Genomic DNA, 17747 nt, shown 5'->3' on the forward strand with positions numbered 1-17747 from the left:
CGCATGACGCGCATCCGGTACGTCGGCGGCCCGACCGCCCTCCTCGAGTACGGCGGGATCCGCCTGCTCACCGACCCCACCTTCGACGGTCCCGGCGACTACCCGATCGGCACCCGCAAGCTGGCGAAAACCGCTGGTCCCGCTGTCACCGCCGCGGAGGTCGGCGCGGTGGACGCGGTGCTGCTCTCGCACGACCAGCACCCGGACAACCTGGACGCCGCGGGGCGGCAGTACGCCCTCGCCGCCCCGCTCGTCCTGTCCACCGCCTCGGCACGGGAGCGGATCGGCGACCCGGTTCGGGCGCTGGCCAACTGGGAGACCTACGACCTCGGCGGCGTCCGCGTCACCGGAGTGCCCGCGCAGCACGGGCCGGACGGCAGCGAGCATCTGGTCGGCGAGGTCACCGGGTTCGTGCTCGAAAGCGCGGACGAGCCGACCGTTTATGTCAGCGGCGACAACGCTTCCCTCGGCGTAGTGCGGCAGATCGCCGAACGCTTCGAGCGGATTGACCTCGCCGTCCTGTTCGCGGGCGGGGCGCAAACTCCGCTGGTCGGCGACGCGTACCTGACCTTGCCCAGCGAGAGCGCGGCCGAGGCGGCCCGGATCCTCAACGCGCGTCAGGTCGTCCCGCTGCATTTCGAGCAGTGGGCGCATTTCACCCAGGGTCCGGACACGCTGCGCCCGGCGTTCGAGCAGGCCAGGCTCGCGGACCGGCTGCATCTGCTCAAGCCCGGAGAACAGGTCAGCTTCCGGTAAGCACGAACCCTCCGTCGACGGTGATCACCGCACCGGTGACGAAACTGTTCTCCATCAAGTACACATTCGTCGCCGCTACTTGGTCCGCCTCGCCGACCGATTTGGTCAGCGTCCGTTCCGTGAACGCGGCGATCATCGCGTCCAGCTGCGGTTGCGGAAGGCTGTCCCACATCGGCGTGTGGACCGGCCCCGGGCGGACTGTGTTGACCCGCACCGGGGCCAGGTCGACGGCCAGACCGCGCGCCAATCCCTCGACCGCGCCGACGGCACCGGCCGCGAGCGCCGCGCCGGGCGTCGGGCGGAGGCCGATGATTCCGGACGTCAGGACGATCGAACCGCCCGGCCGGATGCGCGGCGCGGCGTGCTTCACCGCGCTGACGGCACCCCAGTAACGGACATCGAAGCCGCTCTGCGCGTCAGCTAGCGACAAGTCGGCGAGCGGCAGCTGCCGTGGTGCGTCGCCTGCGGTGTACACGAGATGGTCCAGCGAGCCGACGTGCTCGAACAGGGCCGCGACGTTCGCTTCGTCGCGTACGTCGGTGACGAATCCTTCGCAGCTGTCCGGCAATTCGGCGAGCGCTGCGTCCAGTCGTTCCTTGCCGCTCGCCGCGATCGTGACGGCCGCGCCCGCCGCCGCAGCGGCCCGAGCGGTCGCCAATCCCATGCCCGAGCTGCCGCCGAGGACGACAACCCGCTGGTCAAGCAATGCCATGAGGAGTCCTTCCGGAAGGTGATGACTCAGTGAGACATCAACGGTAGCAGTGATGTCCCACTGCGTCATCACTGTTAAGCTCACTGCATGCCGCGCTGGGACCCCGAAGCCAAGGAGCGGCTCCGCGCGGCCGCGCTGGAGCTGTTCGCCGAGCACGGCTACGAGAACGCCACCGTCACGCAGATCACCGAGCGGGCCGGGCTGACCCGGCGCACGTTCTCGCGTTACTTCGCGGACAAGCGCGACGTGCTGTTCGCCGGGTCGGAGCGGCTCCCGGACGCGATGGCCGACGCCGTCCGGCGGGCCGACCCCGCGCTGGCGCCGTTCCCCGCCCTGCTGGCCGCACTGATCGACGCGGGCGAGTTGTTCACCGGCCTGGTTTCGCAGGCCGCCCAACGCCGCGCGATCATCGCGTCCAGCCCCGAACTGCAGGAACGCGAGCGTACGAAACTGGCGGCCGTCACCGCTGCGGTCGTCGATGCATTGCAGGAACGCGGTGCCACTGAATCGAGCGCGAAGATGCTCGCGCAGGTCGGCATCGCGGTCTTTCAAACCGCGTTCGAGCGATGGGGCGAGCGGCCCGAGGACACGGATTTCGCCGCGCAGGTGAGGGAGGCGGCGGCCGAACTCGCCGCCTCCCTCACTCCGTGATCAGGCTTTTTGGCGCACCAGCGTCGAGTCTTCCAATTCGATGTCCGCGGCGCGCTTCGCCCGTCCGGTCATCCGCAGCACCAGATAGGCCACTACCAGCAGGACGAAGAACGGAATGCCGAACTTCCACGCTGGGTCGAGTCCGTCGATCCAGAACGTCGAAATCAGTACGGTGGCAAGGAAGGCGATCACCACGACGTTCACCACCGGCGCTCCCCACAACCGCACCGGCGATGGCGGCAGGCCGGCTCGGCGACGGCGGATCCGGAACGCCAGATGCGTCACCAGAATGATCATCCACACCACTAGTGCGGCGAAGATCGAAATGCCGAACAGCACGAGATACGCGTTGGAATCGGAATTCTTCGACAGGATGGTCGCGATCACGAGGCCCGCGGTGGACAGCACGAGCGCGTTGCGCGGCACGCCGGACCTCGTCAGCCGTCCGGCCCAGGCCGGGGCGAATCGGTGCTCGGCGAGGGAATGCAGCATCCGCGTGGTGAGGTAGAGGTTGGTGTTCGCGCTCGACAACGCGGCGGTCAGCACCACGAAGTTCATGATCGTGGCCGCCGCGGGAACTCCGGCGGCCTGGAAGACGCGGACGAACGGGCTGGCGGTGATGGATCCGCCCTCGCCGGTGACGGTCCACGGCACCACCAGCACGACCACCAGCATCGCCGCGACATAGAAGATCGCCAGCCGTACCACCATGGCGCGGGCCGCGCGCGGGATGTCGCGGGTCGGGTTTTCCGATTCCGCCGCGGTCACCGAAACCACCTCGGTGCCGATGTAGCTGAACAGCACGAACACCATGGCCAGCAACAGCCCGGAGACGCCGTTCGGCAGGAATCCGCCGCCCGCGCTCAGATTCGTGAAGCCCGGCGCGGGCGCCTTCGGCAAGCCGAAGAACACGAGAATCACGCCGAGCGCGACGAACACGAGGATCGCGCAGACCTTGATCATCGCGAACCAGTATTCGAACTCGCCGAAAATGTGCACCGCCGCGCCGTTGACGACGATCACCAGCAGCGAGAACACCGCGACCGGCACCCACAACGGAATCTGCGGCCACCAGAACTGGACGTACACGCCGGCCGCGATCGTTTCGCCGCCGATCGCGATCACTTGCATCGCCCAGTATGCCCAGCGCACCACGAACCCGCTGCCCGCGCCGAGGTACTTGTGCGCGATGCTGCCGAACGCTCCCGCGGCCGGATGCACCACCACCATTTCCGCCAGTGCCCAGGAAATCGTCAGCGCGACGAGTCCGCAAAGGACGTAGGCGAGCACCACGGCCGGTCCCGCGTGCGAGATCGCCAGGCTCGAGCCGAGGAACAGGCCGGTGCCGATGGCCCCGCCGATTCCGATCATCGTCAACTGCCTGCCGCGCAGCCTCCGCTGCAACCGGTTCGGGGACGGGGACTCGGCCATGTCTGCTCCCTACTGGCTCGCCCGGTACTCGGCGATCGCCGCGACGACGGCGTCGAGATCGGACTCGACGTTGTAGTAGTGCAAGGACATCCGCAGCACGTCGCCGCGGGCGCTGCACACGATCCGCCGCCCGGCGAGAAACGCCGCCAGCGCGTCGGGATCCCGGTCGGCCAGTGCGACGAGCGGACCGCGCCGCGCGTCGTCCAGCGGGGACCGGAGCTGTTCCCCAGCATCGAGCAGCCGCTGCTGCAGCTGCCCGGTCAACTGTCCGATGTGGTCGCGCACCCAGTGCGCGTCCACCTGGTGCACCAGTTTCAGCCCGGCGACCGCGCCGTACGCGGACGGGATCGAGGGCGTCCCGGTCTCGAAGCGGCGGGCGTGCTCGGGATAGTCGAGATGCCGCGGGTCGAATTCGAACGGGTTCGTGCGGCCGAACCACCCGGTCAGCGGCGGGGAAACCGCGTCGCGCAGGCCCGGCCGCACATAGAGGAACGCGATTCCGGAGATGCCGAGCAGGTATTTCAGGCTGCCGCTGACCAGGTAATCGCAGCCGAGTTCGGTCACGTCGACCGGCTCGACGCCGAGTCCCTGGTACGCGTCGACAAAGCTTCGGGCACCGTTTTCCCGGGCCAGCGCGGCAACTTCGCGGACGGGGAAGCGCAACCCGTTGGCGTAGCTGACCAACGGGACGGACACCAGCTGCGTTCGCTCGGTGATGAGTGCGGCGTAATCCTCGGCGTCGACCAGACCGTCGTGGTGCGAGACGAACTGAACCTCCGCACCGCGGCCCTGCTGCGCCAGCCAAACGTGGCCCAGCGACGGAAATTCCAGGTCGGTCGTGACAATTTCCGGCCGCTCGGACCACGCCTGCGTGGACGCGACCTGATACGCCCCTTCGGACGCGGACGGCACGACGGCGATGTCGTCGGTATCCGCGCCGATCAGCTGGGCGAACAAGGCCCGCGCCTCGGCGACCTTCGCCATCCACTTGTCCCACGGCGCCCCGTGCTCGCGGATCGTGTGCTGAAACTCGAAAAGCTCCGCGGTCAGCGCGTCCGAGAGCGCACCCTGGCTGCAGCTCGCGAGGTGCACCGAGTCGGCGAAGGCGGGGAAATGCGCCCGGAATGCGGCTGGGCTGGGCTGGTCGGTCACGACACTCCGTTCCTTCACTGGCGGGCGAGACCGGTCCGTTCGCCACCGTAACGGGGCGAGCACCGTGCGTCGATGCTCTTCTCCGGCTCCGGACGTCCTGGTCGAGGCTTCGTGTTCACCCTGACTGATCCCTGACGGCTATTCCGTCAGTGCTGCTGAAACCGGTACTGTAGATAGGGCCTTCCGCGCTGTCAACGACCGTCAAGGATCCGCAATAGCGCGCCCCGCGACCGAGAGGACGCACCGATGAGCACCCCCGCCGAGACCGGGGTCGACCAGCTCCTGACCCAGCTGGCCGAGGGCCGGCTGCAGGTCGTCGACCTCACCAACAAGCTCAGCGCCGCCACGCCGACCCTCCAGCTGCCCGAACCGTTCGCGAACCTGATCGACTTCAGCCTCGAATCGGTCAGCGAGTTCGACGATTCGGGACCGCTGTGGCGGCACAACAACATCCACACCGGCGAGCACATCGGGACCCACCTCGACGCGCCGCGGCATTGGATCTCCAACCGCGACGGCGCGGACGTTTCGGAGCTGCCGGTCGGCAGGCTGATCGGTCCCGCGCACGTTCTCGACATCTCCGCGCGCGTCGCCGACAACCCGGACTTCCTGCTGGAGATCGACGACATCCAGGCCTGGGAAGCCGAGCACGGACCGTTGCGCGCGGGCGGCTGGCTGCTCGTGCACTCCGGCTGGGATCGATACGCGCAGGACCGCGACGCGTTCCTCAATTTTTCCGACGGGACCAGCCACACGCCCGGCATCTCGGCCGCCGCGGCGAAATGGCTCGCCGAGGAAACGCCGATCGCGGGCTACGGCGTGGAAACCGTCGGCATCGACGCCGGGAACGGCTTCGCGCTCGACCCGCCGATGCCCGCACACCACCATTTGCTCGGCGCGGACAAATACGGCATTACTTCCTTGCAGAACCTCGGTTCGCTGCCGCCGACCGGTGCGCTCGTCGTGGTCTGCCCGCTGCCGATCGTCGGCGGGACCGGCAGCCCGGCGCGGGTGCTCGCGGTGACGCCGGGAGTCCGGTCGTGAACGTGGCCCAAGCCGTCGGGATCGCGTTGGCGCGGTTCGGCGTCCGCAAGGCGTTCGGGGTGGTGGGCAGCGGGAACTTCCACTTCACCAACGGCCTGATCCAGGGCGGGGCCGAGTTCGTCGCGGCCCGGCACGAGGGCGGCGCGACCACGATGGCCGACGCCTACGCGCGGTGCAGCGGCGAGGTCGCGGCAGTGTCGGTGCATCAGGGCTGCGGACTGGGCAACGCGACCACCGGGATCGGCGAAGCAGCGAAGAGCCGGACGCCGCTGGTCGTCGTGACCGCCGAGGCGACGGATCCGCTGTCGAACTTCCACATCGACCAGGACGCCCTGGCCCGGTCCGTGGGCGCGAGCAGCATTCTGGTGCGGTCCGCGAAAACCGCATTGGCCGACGTGCGGCGGGCGTTCACTCAGGCTCGGCAGGACCGACGAACTGTCCTTTTGCGACTTCCGCTGGAGGTCCAGGCCGAACCGTTCGACGAAAGTCTTCTCGAGGGACTGACCGCGATCGAGGCGCTGCCACAGCCGCGTGCCGCCGAGGCGGAGGTGCAGGCGCTCGCTTCGATCCTGCAGCGAGCCGAGCGTCCGGTATTCCTTTGTGGACGCGGTTCTCGAGCTGCTCGGGCAGAGTTAGTCGCGCTGGCGGACCGCTGTGGAGCATTGCTCGCCGAAGGTGCCGTCGCGAAAGGACTGTTCGCTGGCGAGCCGTGGGCGATCGGGGTGTCCGGTGGGTTTTCTTCTCCGCTGACCACCGAGCTGATTCAGGGCGCGGACGTCGTAGTCGGCTGGGGTTCCGCGCTCAACGACTGGACGACCGCGCACGGCCGGTTGCTCTCACCGGAAACGACTTTGGTGCAGGTCGATCTGGAATCCGCTGCACTGGGCCGGAACCGACCGGTCGACCTGGGTATCGTCGGCGATGTCGGCGGTACCGCTCTAGCGGTGGCCGAACTGCTTGAAGTCCACAATGGATACCGCAGCGCCGAGCTCAAGACCCGGATCGCGCGGGAAATCCGCTGGCGAGACAACGAATACGACGACGTCAGCACCGGCGAGGTCATCGACCCGCGCACGTTGTCCGCAGCACTGGACGAACTCCTCCCCGCGAACCGGGTCGTCGGCGTCGATTCCGGCAACTTCATGGGCTACCCCACGATGTACCTCGACGTCCCGGACGAGAACGGTTTCTGCTTCACCCAGGCGTTCCAGTCGATCGGCCTCGGACTCGCCACCGCGATCGGCACGGCGCTCGCCCGGCCGGACCGCTTCCCAGTCGCGGCGTGCGGGGACGGCGGGTTCCTGATGAGCATCGCCGAACTGGAAACCGTCGTCCGGCTGAAGCTGCCGATGCTGATCGTCGTTTACAACGACCACGCCTATGGCGCTGAGGTCTACTTCTTCGAGCCCGGCGGACATCCAGCCGATACAGTGACCTTCCCCGACACCGATCTCGCCGCCATCGCCCGCGGCTACGGCTGCGACGCGGTTACCGTCCGCACCAAGGAAGACCTCGCCGAGGTGGCGACGCGGGTCGCCGCCGGGCTCGACCGTCCGCTCGTGGTCGACGCGAAAATCGCCGGGTTCAGCGCCTGGTGGCTCCAGGCCGCGATGACGCACCACTGAGCGCCCGCTTCACCAGGAGGTTGACCACCCACAACACGAGGCCGACGGCGAGCAGGAGGCCGGCCACCTGGTAATCCTGCGCCGGGCGGCCGGACAGCGGGCTGACCAGGTACAGGCAGAACACCGCGGCCAGCACCGGCACCGCGGTCGGCGCACGGAAATGCCGGTGCGCCACCTTGTCCTTGCGCAGCACCAAAAGCGCGATGTTGACGATGGCGAACACGACGAGCAGAAGCAACGCGGTCGTCCCGCCGAGCGCGCTGATGTCCACAAAGGACACCAGGCCGATGGCGATGACGCTGGTGAAGATGATCGACACCCACGGCGTCCGGCGAGTCGGATGCACGCGGCCGAATACCGGCGGCAGCACGCGTTCGTTCGCGAGCCCGTACAGCAACCGGCTGGCCATGAGCATGTTGATCAGCGCGGAGTTGATCACCGCGAACAACCCGATGGCGGAGAAGATCTCGCGCGGAAAGCCCGGCGCGCCGACGTCGAGCACCTTCAGCAGCGCGTCGCTCTTCGCGCCGGCCAGCTCGGCAGCCGGGACCAGCAGCGACGACGTCACCGAGACGAGCACGTAGATCGTCGCGGCGATGACCATGCCCCACAGCATCGCGCGCGGGAAAATCCGTACCGGGTCATGACATTCCTCGGCCATGTTCACCGAGTCCTCGAAACCCACCATCGCGAAGAACGCCAGCGACGTCGCCGAGGAGATGGCGACCAGCCACGTCTTGTCCGCGGTGTCGATCTCGACCAGCCGCGCCGGTTCGCCGTCCCCGTTCAGCACCGCCCACGCGCCGACGCCGATGATGATCAGCAGCCCGGACAGTTCGATGCAGGTGAGGACGACGTTGGCCTTCACCGATTCGCCGACGCCGCGAAAGTTGACCAACGCCAGCAGAAGCACGAACGCGATGCCGACCAGCACCGTGGGCAGCTTCACGAACGCCGCGAGATAGGTCGCGCCGAACGCCACCGCGGCCGACGACGCCGACGTGATCCCGGAGCACATCACCGCGAACGCGACCATGAAGGTCAGGAACGGCACCCCGAACGCCTTGTTCGTGTACAGCGCCGCGCCGGCCGCGCGCGGGTATTTGCCGACCAGTTCGAGGTAGCTGAACGCGGTCATGAAGGCGACCACGAACGCCAGCAGGAACGGCAGCCACAACGCGCCGCCGACGCGTCCGGCCACCTGTCCGGTCAGCGCGTACACGCCGGTGCCGATGATGTCGCCGACCACGAAGAACAGGAGCAGCTTCGGGCCCATGACCCGCAGCAAAGCGGGTTCGGCGACCTCGGATGTGCCCTCGCTCACGTCCGTCATGGGCGATTAGTGTGCCTTGTCCGGACGCGTACGGAAAGTCGGCCGGTCAGGCCTTGGCGACCGCCGTGTGCACGAGCGGGGTCATCATTTCCTTGGTCATCTTGACCGGTCCGGTGTAGTTGACCAGCACCGGAACCCCGTTGGACACCTTGGCCGCGGCGAGCGTCGCGGTCTTCTGCTCGTCGGTGTAGAACACGGCGCCGTCCGGGAAGCCCGGCACGTCGACCGCGCCCGGCTTGGCCTTCTTGATCGCGTCGATCATGTCGGCGGGCTTGGCCTTGCGCCCTTCGTAGCGGGTCACCGCGAGCGCGCCGGCGGTCTTGCCCTCGACGACGTATTCGCAGCTCGTGGCCTTGCCGCCGTTGCTCGGGTTGTCGTGGGCGGGCCCGGCCTTGGCGGTGATGTTCGGGATCTTGATCGCCTTGCTGACGTCGTCGGACGGCAGCAGGGAGCAGGTATCGGCGGTCTTGGCGGCCGGGGCGGACGAGGAGGCCGGGGCCTTGCTCGCGGGCGGCGGGGCCGGTGCGGCGGCTTTCTGCTCGCCGGAAGAGCAGGCGGTAAGGACAGCGGCGGCGGAGATCAGCAGAGCGATCGGATATGCACGCATATCGGGCATGCTATTCCGTTTGCAGTAACGCCCCTGTCAGTGCCCCTCCTCCATCGGAGCCCGATACCGCCAGAATCCGGGCAGAACGGCCAGCGAGGCCACCACCAACACGATCACCAGCAACCCGCCGCCGGTCGCCGCGACCTTGGTCCCCCACGCCGCCGCGGACCAGCCGTGCGTGAGGTCGGCGATCCGCGGTCCGCCCGCGACGACCACGGTAAAGACGCCCTGGAGCCGCCCGCGCATCTCGTCGGTGGTGGCGGTCTGCAGGATCGCCTGGCGGTAGACGGAGCTGACCATGTCCGCCGCGCCGCCGAGCGCCATGAACACGACGGCCAGCCACAGCGAATGCGCGAGCCCGAACGCCGCCATCGCCGCGCCCCAGCAGCAGATCGCGATCACGACCGCCGCGCCCTGCCGCTGCACCCGGTGCAGCCAGCCGGAGAACAACCCGATCAGCATCGCGCCCGCGGGGAGCGCGGCGTAGAGCAGGCCGAGCGCCGGACCGCCACCGGGCTGGTCGCCGAACGTCCGCTCGGCCATCTCCGGAATCAACGCGCGCGGCATGCCCGCGACCATCGCGATAATGTCCACGACGAACGACGCCAGCAGCACCTTTTGGTGCGCCAGATAACGGAACCCGTCGATCACCGAGCCGATCCCGGCCTTGCGCGCCCCCTCGCCGAGCGGCGGAATCGAGGGCAGCCGCCACACCGCGATCAACGTGATCGCCAACGCGCAAACGTCCACCAAGTACAAAGTGGACAGTCCGATGACCGGAATCAGCGCCCCGCCGAACAGCGGCCCGAACACCGCGCCGAACGTGGCCATCGTGGTGTTGAGCGCGTTCGCCGACGGCAGCAGCGTGGCGGGCACCAACCGCGCGACGACCGCGCCGCGAGTAGGCATGTTGATCGCGAAGAACGCCTGGTTCGCGGCGAGCAGCCCGAGCACGAACCACACCGAGTGCATCCCGGTGAACGCCTGGAGCCAGAGCAGCGCGGAGGTGACCGCGACGCCGACGTTGGTGACGAGCAGCAGCTTCCGCCGGTCGACCGCGTCCGCGATCGCCCCGCCCCACAGCCCGAACACGAGCAACGGAACAAGCGCGACGGCCCCGGTCAGCCCGACGTAACCAGACGAGCCGGTGATATCGAAAACCTGCTTCGGCACCGCGACCGCAGTGAGCTGCGACCCCACCGCAGTCACCGCGGTGGACAGCCAAAGCCGCCGAAACGCCGGAATCCTCAGCGGACGAGTATCGACGACAATCCGGCCGAGGAGCTTGCGAGCCCCGGTACGGGGCGGGCGTATCCCCGGTTCTGAAGTCACGAGCTATCAGCTTAGTTGCGCTAACGAAGCTGGCGCAGGTGATTTTCCCCGCATGCTGGCCCAGACGGTATCCGGGACGCCTCTAGCCTGGCCGGACGCCAGCTGGCAACGCGGAACGAGGCGCCCCAATGCCACATTGGGTGCGTCAGATGCACCCAATGTGGCGTTCGGTGCGTCCCACGCACCCAATGCCACATTGGGGCGCTAGCCCCACCACCCGACAACCGCACCGATGCACCCAAAAAGGCACCCACACCTCCCCCGCCCCCGATACGAAGCCAAAAACACGGCGCTGGGGTGCTTGTCAAGGCATCTTTCCCGCCTTGACAAGCACCCCAGCGCCGTAGTCACACTAAAAAATCGGGGTGCCCAAGCAACCACAAACCCGGCAATGTCGCCCGCCAGGGCGACGAGCCGAAAGATCAGGGAGCCAACCTCTCCACCTGCCACCCGTCATGCGTCCGATGGAACCGAAGCCGATCGTGCATCCGGTCCTCCCGCCCCTGCCAGAACTCGACGAAGTCGGGCCGAATCCGCCACCCGCCCCAATGCGGCGGCGCCGGAATCTCCTCAACATCGGCGAACCGACGCTCGATATTCCGAAGCGCGTTATCCAACGCCCGCCGCCCCTCAACCACCCGCGACTGCGGCGAAGCCCAAGCCCCCAGCTGCGACCCCCGCGGCCGCTGAGCCCAGTAAGCGGCCGTCTCGTCCGCACTGACCTTCTCGACCTCGCCCCGGATCGTCACCTGACGATGCAGCGGATACCAGGGAAAAGTGGCCGACGCATAGCGCGTGGCAGTCAGGTCATGACTCTTCGCCGACGTGTAGTTCGTGTAGAAAACCACCCCGCGGTCGTCGAAGCCCTTGCACAGCACCGTCCGCGAAGAAGGCCGCCCCTCGGCGTCGGCGGTCGCGAGCACCATCGCGTTGGGTTCCGCGAGCGCTTCGGACACCGCCTGGCTCAGCCAGCTTTCCAGCTGGTCATGCCACGTGGCCGCGAGCGCGGACTCGTCAAACGGCGCGCTGTCGTAAGCCACCCGCATGCCAGGCAGCCGCACGACCGCCTCGTCGATCTCCGGTGTCATCCGGCCCAACCTCCGTTACCCCTGGTGAGGGTGTCGAATCACGGCTATCCAGCGACGGTATTGGGTCGCCGGTCCCGGCGAAACCCACCGAACGGTGACTCCTGCCACGCCCGGCCCGCCATCGGGCCGTAACCGCAGGACGCCGAGTTGTAACGCGCCGTTCACGGGCTGGTCCCTGATCGATACAGGCCGCACCTACCTTTCGACCTGCTCCGGCACCCGTCCCCAGTCACGGAGGCAGGCCAGATGACCGAAACTCTGTCCGAACGCGACGGCACGCGAAAGCCCCAGCGCACCTACGCCCCGCTCGCCGCGAACGAAAAACGCGAAGACTACTCGCTGCGCTTCGCCGCACAGTCCTTCCGACGCTGGTCGCCGTTCGTCGTCGCGACGACCGCGCTGGGCGGGATCGCCTATCTCGCCGACTTCGCCATCGGCGCCAGCATCGTGCTGTCCTACGGCTTCACCTCAGGAGTCCTCGCCATCCTGGCGGCCGCGGTGGTGATCTTCGTGACCGGCGTACCGATCGCGCGCGCCTGCGCGACCTACGGCGTGGACATGGACCTGCTGACCCGCGGCGCCGGATTCGGCTACTTCGGGTCCACTCTCACCTCGCTCGTCTATGCCAGTTTCACCGTGATCTTCTTCTCCCTCGAAGGCTCGATCATGGGTCAGGCGTTCCAGCTGGCGCTCGGCATTCCGCTGCCGATCGGCTATTTGCTGGCGACGCTGATCGTGCTGCCGTTCGCGCTCTACGGGATGGGCGCGGTCGCGAAGATGCAGACCTGGACGCAGCCGATCTGGATCGCCGGACTGGTGCTGCCGTTCGTCGTCGTGCTCGTGCGGGAACCCGGCCGATTCGCCGAGTTCGCGACGTTCGGCGGCATCGACGGCGCGGGTTCCGGCTTCTCCGCGGTCGGCTTCGGGTTCGGGATGGGCATCGCGCTGTCGCTGATCGGGCAGATCGGCGAGCAGGCCGACTACCTGCGGTTCATGCCGGCGAAAACGGCGGAGAACAAGCGCTCCTGGTGGGCCGCGGTGCTCGCCGCCGGACCGGGCTGGGTGGTGCTCGGCGCGGCCAAGCAGATCGGCGGCGCCCTGCTGGCCTTCCTCGCGCTCGGAGCGGTCGGCAAGACCGCCGCGCTGGAGCCGATCGCGCCTTATCTCGAGGCGGTGCGGCCCGCGCTCGGACCGGCCGCGCTCACCTTCGCCGCGTTGTTCGTGGTGGTTTCGCAAATCAAGATCAACACGACGAACGCGTACTCCGGCTCGCTTTCCTTCGCGAACTTCTTCTCCCGCGTCCTGCACCGCCATCCGGGCCGCGCCTGGTACGTGCTGGTCAACTGCGGGATCGCGCTCGCGCTGATGGAGTTCGGCGCGTTCGGTTTCCTGAACAAGATCCTCGGCTTCTACTCGAACGTCGCGATCGCCTGGATCGGCGCGGTGTGCGCGGACCTCGTGATCGCGAAACCACTCGGCCTTTCCCCGCGTTACATCGAGTTCAAGCGGGCCTACCTGCACAAGATCAACCCAGTCGGGTTCGGCGCGATGGTGCTCGCCTCCGCGGTGTCGATCGCGGCGTACTTCGGCGCGTTCGGCGAGTATCTGGCGGCCTTCAGCCCGCTGCTCGCGCTGGTGATCGCCGTCGCGCTGGTGCCGGCGCTCGCGGTGGCCACCCGCGGCCGGTACTACCTGGTGCGGCCCAACCTCGTTTCCGGCCCCGAGGTCGAACCGGACCTCACCGCCACGCACACCTGCTCGGTCTGCGGCGACGCGTACGAACTGCCGGACATCGCCGACTGCGCCAACCAGGGCGGCGCGATCTGCTCGCTGTGCTGCACGCTCGACAGCAGCTGCCACGACATGTGCCGCACCGCCGGCCCGGTCTCACTGCCCGAGCCGACTTTCCGCACCGCCGGGTAACCCGAGTCTCGACGCGCTCACCACGTCCGGACCGAGCGCGGTCGTCAGCGTGCCGCCCGCGGCGAGCGGGGTCCGCGACCACCACGGTCCGGACTCCGCTCGCCGCGGCGGTCCGCCGAATTCGACCTCGGTCACGAGCACCCGTTGTCCGGCCAGGACCGCGAGGCTGGCGTCCAAAAGCGCCTCACCGACGGTCTGCGTCTGCCGAAGTGCGGGCACTCCGCCGCAGGTCACGTGCACTGTCGAGGACAACCGGCCCGGACGTTCGCCCTCTCGGCCGAGGACAAGGACTTCCCGGGTGCGGAACCGAGCGTCGGCGGCCAGGTCGGCGCGCAGCACCGCGACGTGGTCGGCGCGAGCGGTGACGACGGTCGGCTCCGGCAGGTACTCGAAGGAACCGCCGTCCTCGACGACAACCTCCACAGTGGACAAGCTCGGGACCTCGCGCAGACCGGGCAAGGCGAGGGTCGCCGCGACGCCGGACAGCTTCAGCTCCGCACCCGCCTCGACGCGGATCTCGAGCCTCAGTTCATCGCCGCCGAGCGGAGCGGTGGCCGAGTTGACCAGGTGCGCCACCGCCCCGGTGCCGCGCTGGCGACGCGGGACGAGCGTGAGCGGTGCCATCGACTTCAGTTCTCGCAGCACCGTCCGCCCGTTGTCGAGGACGGCGACCAGGCGGGCGTGCGCCTTCACCCCTGCCGGACCGGCACCAGCGAACGCACCCAGTCCGCCACGGCGGGAGCGTCCGGAGTGTCCACTAGGGACTGCGTGAACACCGGCAGGTCGCCGCGCATGTGGTGGGCGTCCGAGGTCATCACGGTCAGGGCCGCGCCGACCAGCGGGGCGAGGTCGGTTTTGTTGATCACCAGCAGGTCGGCGGTCGTCACGCCGGGGCCGCCCTTGCGCGGCACCTTGTCCCCGCCCGCGACGTCGACCACGAAGATCTGGCTGTCGGCCAGCCCCCGGCTGAACACCGCGGTGAGGTTGTCGCCGCCGCTTTCCACGATGACCAGCTCCAGGCCGGGGAACTTCTCCTCCAGCCGTTCGACCGCGTCGAGGTTCGCGGTGATGTCGTCGCGGATCGCGGTGTGCGGGCAGGCGCCGGTCTGCACCGCTTCGATCCGCTCCGGGTCCAGCACGCCCGCCCGGCGGAGGAAGTCGGCGTCCTCGGTCGTGTAGATGTCGTTGGTGACCACGGCCAGGTTCAGCTCGTCGCCGAGCGCGCGGCAGAGTGCGGCGGTGAGCGCGGTTTTGCCGCTGCCGACCGGACCGCCGATCCCGATCCGGTACGCCCGCCCGGCGGTCGGCGCCGCGTCGTAGTGGTCCGGTTCGGCGGCCGTCGGGTCGAAGTTGACCGCGTGGAAATGCCCGTGACCGTGTTCAGCTGGCAAAGAGACGCACCTCTTCCTGATGATGCCGAGCGTGTTCCTCGGCGAACAAATCCAGCGCCGGAGACGCTGGGGCGGGCAGCTCGGCCGGATCGGCACCGGCGGTTTCGGCGGCCTGGCTGCTCACGTCCCGCAACGGCCCGGCGAGCCGCGCGACCACCGCGTTCACCGCGAACGGGTCCAGCCCGAGCAACCGGACTGCCGCGCTCGCCGGGCCGCTCACCGCGAGGTAGGCGACCGCCGTGGCCGCGTCCAAGGGGCTGCCGCCGCTGGTGCCGACGAGCGCGCCGGTGATGATCGGATGGTGCGGCCGGGGAGTCTCGGCGAGCAGTTGGGACAGCGCGGACGACGGCCACGCGGCACGGCCGGCTCGCGCGGTGCCTCGGCCTTGCGCTCGCGACGCTTCCCGTTGCGCGAGCGAGGGCGTGCGGGCGTCGAGTTCCTGATCGAGCCGTCGCCAATGGCCTCTCTCGACGGCTCGGGCCGCCGCGTGCGCGGAGGCGGCGGCGAACGCGGCGGCGAGAAGACCCGCGGTACGCAACCGTCCAAAGAGGAATCCCGGCAAGTCGCGTTCGGACCTTACGAGACCTCGCGCCGCCACCTCTTCGAAGCCGCCGGAATGCACGTGGCCGCCGCCCGGGAACCGGGAATCGGCGAGAATGAGGGAGACCGGATCCATCAGAAGAGGAAATACCGTTGCGCCATGGGCAATTCGGCCACCGGATGCGGTTCGATCAGCTCTCCGTCCACGCGCACCGCGAAGCTGTCTGGATCCACCCGCACCTCCGGGGTCGCGTCGTTCAGCACCATGTCCGCTTTCGTCCGGCGGCGGGTATTGGCGACCGGAACCAACGGCCGGGCGATCCGGAATTGTTCGGCCAGGCCGGAATCCAGCGCTTCCGGGGCCACGAAATGCAGGCTGGACGCGGCCGCCACCGCGGGGGCGGCACCGAACATCGGCCGGGCGAGCACCGGTTGCGGCGTCGGGATCGAAGCGTTCGCGTCCCCCATCGCCGCCCACGCCGGGAAGCCGCCCTTCAGCACCACGTGCGGGCGCACGCCGAAGAACTTCGGTTCCCACAACACCAGGTCGGCGAGTTTGCCGATCTCCACCGAGCCGATCTCCGCGTCCATTCCGTGCGCGATCGCCGGGTTGATCGTGTATTTCGCGACATAGCGACGGGCACGCAGATTGTCCGCGGCGCCGTCGCCGGGAAGCGCGCCACGGCGGCCTTTCATCACGTGCGCGGTCTGCCAGGTCCGGATGATCACCTCGCCGATCCGCCCCATCGCCTGCGCATCGGAACTCATCATCGAGATCGCGCCCAGATCGTGCAGGACGTCCTCGGCGGCGATCGTGCTCGGCCGGATCCGGCTTTCCGCGAAAGCCAGGTCCTCAGGCACCGACGGGTTCAGGTGGTGGCACACCATCAGCATGTCGAGGTGCTCGTCGAGGGTGTTGACGGTGTGCGGCCGCGTCGGATTCGTCGACGACGGAAGGAAATTCGCCATCCCGGACACCTCGATGATGTCCGGTGCGTGCCCGCCGCCGGCACCCTCGGTGTGGTAGGCGTTGATCGACCGGCCGCCGATCGCCTCCACAGTGGACTCCAGAAACCCGGCCTCGTTGAGCGTGTCCGTGTGGATCGCGACCTGGACGCCGGATTCGTCGGCGACGGTGAGACACGCGTCGATCGCGGCGGGTGTCGAACCCCAGTCCTCGTGCAGCTTGAACCCGCCGGCTCCGGCCGCCAACTGCTCCCGCAACGCGTCGTGCCGGACGGTGTTTCCCTTGCCCAGCAGCAACACATTTACCGGTTGACCGTCCATTGCGGACAGCATCCGGCCGAGATTCCACGCACCAGGAGTCACCGTGGTCGCCTTGGTGCCCTCGTTCGGCCCGGTCCCGCCGCCGACCAAGGTGGTCAGCCCGGCCGCGAGCGCGGTGTCGACCAGCTGCGGGCAGATGAAATGCACGTGACAGTCGATGCCGCCCGCGGTGAGGATCTTTCCGTTGCCCGCCAGCACTTCCGTGGACGGCCCGATCACCAGTGCCGGGTCAACACCGTCCATAGTGTCCGGGTTGCCCGCCTTGCCGATGCCGACGATGCGCCCGTCCCGGACGCCCACGTCGGCTTTCACCACGCCCCAGTGGTCGAGGATCACCGCGCCGGTGATCACCAGGTCCGGCGCGCCCTCGGCACGGGTCGCCATGCCCTGGCCCATCGACTCGCGGATCACCTTCCCGCCGCCGAAAAGCACCTCGTCGCCGCTGCCGCCGGGACCGATCGACCGGTCCTCGGTCACTTCGATCAGCAGGTCGGTGTCCGCGAGCCGGATCCGGTCGCCCGCGGTCGGGCCGAACAGTTCCGCGTAGCGGGCACGGTCAATCTCCGGCATCAGAACTCCCCGGCGTATTCGGCGCGCAGCCCCGGCACCCGCCGGTTTCCGCTGAGCGGAACCAGGTCGACCTCACGGTCAATACCGGGCTCGAACCGCACCGAGGTCCCGGCGGGCACGTCGAGCCGGTGCCCGCGGGCGGCTTCGCGGTCGAACTCCAGCCCGGGATTGACCGCGGCGAAGTGATAGTGCGAACCGACCTGCACCGGCCGGTCGCCGAGGTTGCGCACGCGCAGCCGGACCCGAGCGCGCCCCGGATTGAGCGGCACCGGCTCCTCGCCGGGAATGATCTCGCCTGGCCGCAA

The 17747-nt window shown here is 68.6% G+C and carries 16 protein-coding genes and 1 pseudogene; 5 read left to right on the plus strand and 12 right to left on the minus strand.

Annotated elements, in window-relative coordinates; genetic code table 11:
* The first annotated feature begins 3 nt into the window (after window positions 1–3).
* On the plus strand, window positions 4–756 hold the full coding sequence (locus SSMG_RS34450; protein WP_037715784.1) for an MBL fold metallo-hydrolase: 753 nt from the start codon (window positions 4–6) through the stop codon (window positions 754–756).
* On the opposite strand, the gene SSMG_RS34455 is transcribed toward SSMG_RS34450, so the two are convergent.
* Entirely contained in the window at window positions 743–1468 is a 726-nt protein-coding gene (locus tag SSMG_RS34455) for an SDR family oxidoreductase (RefSeq protein ID WP_009083807.1), read from the minus strand. The genes SSMG_RS34450 and SSMG_RS34455 overlap by 14 nt on opposite strands.
* Before the next feature lie 87 nt (window positions 1469–1555).
* Here SSMG_RS34455 and SSMG_RS34460 point away from each other — a divergent pair, with 87 nt between their 5' ends.
* The gene (locus SSMG_RS34460) at window positions 1556–2119 is read left to right on the plus strand and encodes a TetR family transcriptional regulator (RefSeq protein WP_009083808.1); all 564 of its coding nucleotides are present in this window, start codon (window positions 1556–1558) and stop codon (window positions 2117–2119) included.
* Here the strand turns inward: SSMG_RS34460 and SSMG_RS34465 are convergent, their stop codons facing one another.
* Window positions 2120–3550 carry an amino acid permease gene (locus SSMG_RS34465; protein WP_037715787.1) on the minus strand — a complete coding sequence of 477 codons (1431 nt, stop codon included), beginning with the start codon at window positions 3548–3550 and terminating at the stop codon, window positions 2120–2122.
* A gap of 9 nt (window positions 3551–3559) precedes the next feature.
* Window positions 3560–4702 (minus strand): aminotransferase class V-fold PLP-dependent enzyme, encoded by a 1143-nt coding sequence (locus tag SSMG_RS34470; RefSeq protein ID WP_009083811.1) that lies wholly within the window; start codon window positions 4700–4702, stop codon window positions 3560–3562.
* Between the two features lie 246 nt (window positions 4703–4948).
* Between SSMG_RS34470 and SSMG_RS34475 the strand changes: the two genes are divergently transcribed.
* Both SSMG_RS34475 and SSMG_RS34480 read left to right on the plus strand, forming a co-directional pair.
* Window positions 4949–5746: a cyclase family protein gene (locus SSMG_RS34475; protein ID WP_009083813.1), complete on the plus strand. Its 798-nt coding sequence runs from the start codon at window positions 4949–4951 to the stop codon at window positions 5744–5746.
* A complete protein-coding gene (locus tag SSMG_RS34480) occupies window positions 5743–7371 on the plus strand; it encodes a thiamine pyrophosphate-binding protein (protein ID WP_037715792.1) in 1629 nt (542 codons plus the stop codon). Before SSMG_RS34475 ends, SSMG_RS34480 begins: the two co-directional genes overlap by 4 nt.
* On the opposite strand, the gene SSMG_RS34485 is transcribed toward SSMG_RS34480, so the two are convergent.
* The 4 genes and pseudogenes from SSMG_RS34485 to pdxH form a co-directional block, all read right to left on the minus strand.
* Window positions 7331–8704 carry an APC family permease gene (locus tag SSMG_RS34485; protein ID WP_009083817.1) on the minus strand — a complete coding sequence of 458 codons (1374 nt, stop codon included), beginning with the start codon at window positions 8702–8704 and terminating at the stop codon, window positions 7331–7333. The two genes, SSMG_RS34480 and SSMG_RS34485, sit on opposite strands and share 41 nt — an antisense overlap.
* 46 nt (window positions 8705–8750) lie before the next feature.
* A complete protein-coding gene (locus SSMG_RS34490; RefSeq protein ID WP_037715793.1) occupies window positions 8751–9311 on the minus strand; it encodes a DUF3558 family protein in 561 nt (186 codons plus the stop codon).
* Between the two features lie 36 nt (window positions 9312–9347).
* Window positions 9348–10577 (minus strand): annotated as a pseudogene (locus tag SSMG_RS34495) (MFS transporter); the annotation flags it as partial.
* 488 nt (window positions 10578–11065) lie between these two features.
* Window positions 11066–11731: a pyridoxamine 5'-phosphate oxidase gene (gene pdxH / locus SSMG_RS34500; RefSeq protein WP_037715794.1), complete on the minus strand. Its 666-nt coding sequence runs from the start codon at window positions 11729–11731 to the stop codon at window positions 11066–11068.
* Between the two features lie 246 nt (window positions 11732–11977).
* Here pdxH and SSMG_RS34505 point away from each other — a divergent pair, with 246 nt between their 5' ends.
* Window positions 11978–13654, plus strand: coding sequence for a cytosine permease (locus tag SSMG_RS34505; RefSeq protein WP_009083824.1), 1677 nt, complete (start codon window positions 11978–11980; stop codon window positions 13652–13654).
* Here SSMG_RS34505 and SSMG_RS34510 read toward each other — a convergent pair.
* From SSMG_RS34510 to SSMG_RS34530, 5 genes are read right to left on the minus strand one after another with little or no spacing between them, the layout of a single operon-like run.
* A complete protein-coding gene (locus SSMG_RS34510; protein WP_037715795.1) occupies window positions 13619–14347 on the minus strand; it encodes an urease accessory protein UreD in 729 nt (242 codons plus the stop codon). The genes SSMG_RS34505 and SSMG_RS34510 overlap by 36 nt on opposite strands.
* Window positions 14344–15045, minus strand: coding sequence for an urease accessory protein UreG (ureG, locus tag SSMG_RS34515; RefSeq protein ID WP_009083826.1), 702 nt, complete (start codon window positions 15043–15045; stop codon window positions 14344–14346). Before ureG ends, SSMG_RS34510 begins: the two co-directional genes overlap by 4 nt.
* Entirely contained in the window at window positions 15035–15721 is a 687-nt protein-coding gene (locus tag SSMG_RS34520) for an urease accessory protein UreF (RefSeq protein WP_037715804.1), read from the minus strand. Before SSMG_RS34520 ends, ureG begins: the two co-directional genes overlap by 11 nt.
* Complete coding sequence (locus SSMG_RS34525) at window positions 15721–17442, minus strand: urease subunit alpha (protein ID WP_037715806.1); 1722 nt, start codon at window positions 17440–17442, stop codon at window positions 15721–15723. Before SSMG_RS34525 ends, SSMG_RS34520 begins: the two co-directional genes overlap by 1 nt.
* Window positions 17442–17747: an urease subunit beta gene (locus SSMG_RS34530; RefSeq protein WP_037715807.1), complete on the minus strand. Its 306-nt coding sequence runs from the start codon at window positions 17745–17747 to the stop codon at window positions 17442–17444. Before SSMG_RS34530 ends, SSMG_RS34525 begins: the two co-directional genes overlap by 1 nt.

The organism is Streptomyces sp. AA4 (genome assembly GCF_000158875.1).
Lineage (GTDB): Bacteria > Actinomycetota > Actinomycetes > Mycobacteriales > Pseudonocardiaceae > Amycolatopsis.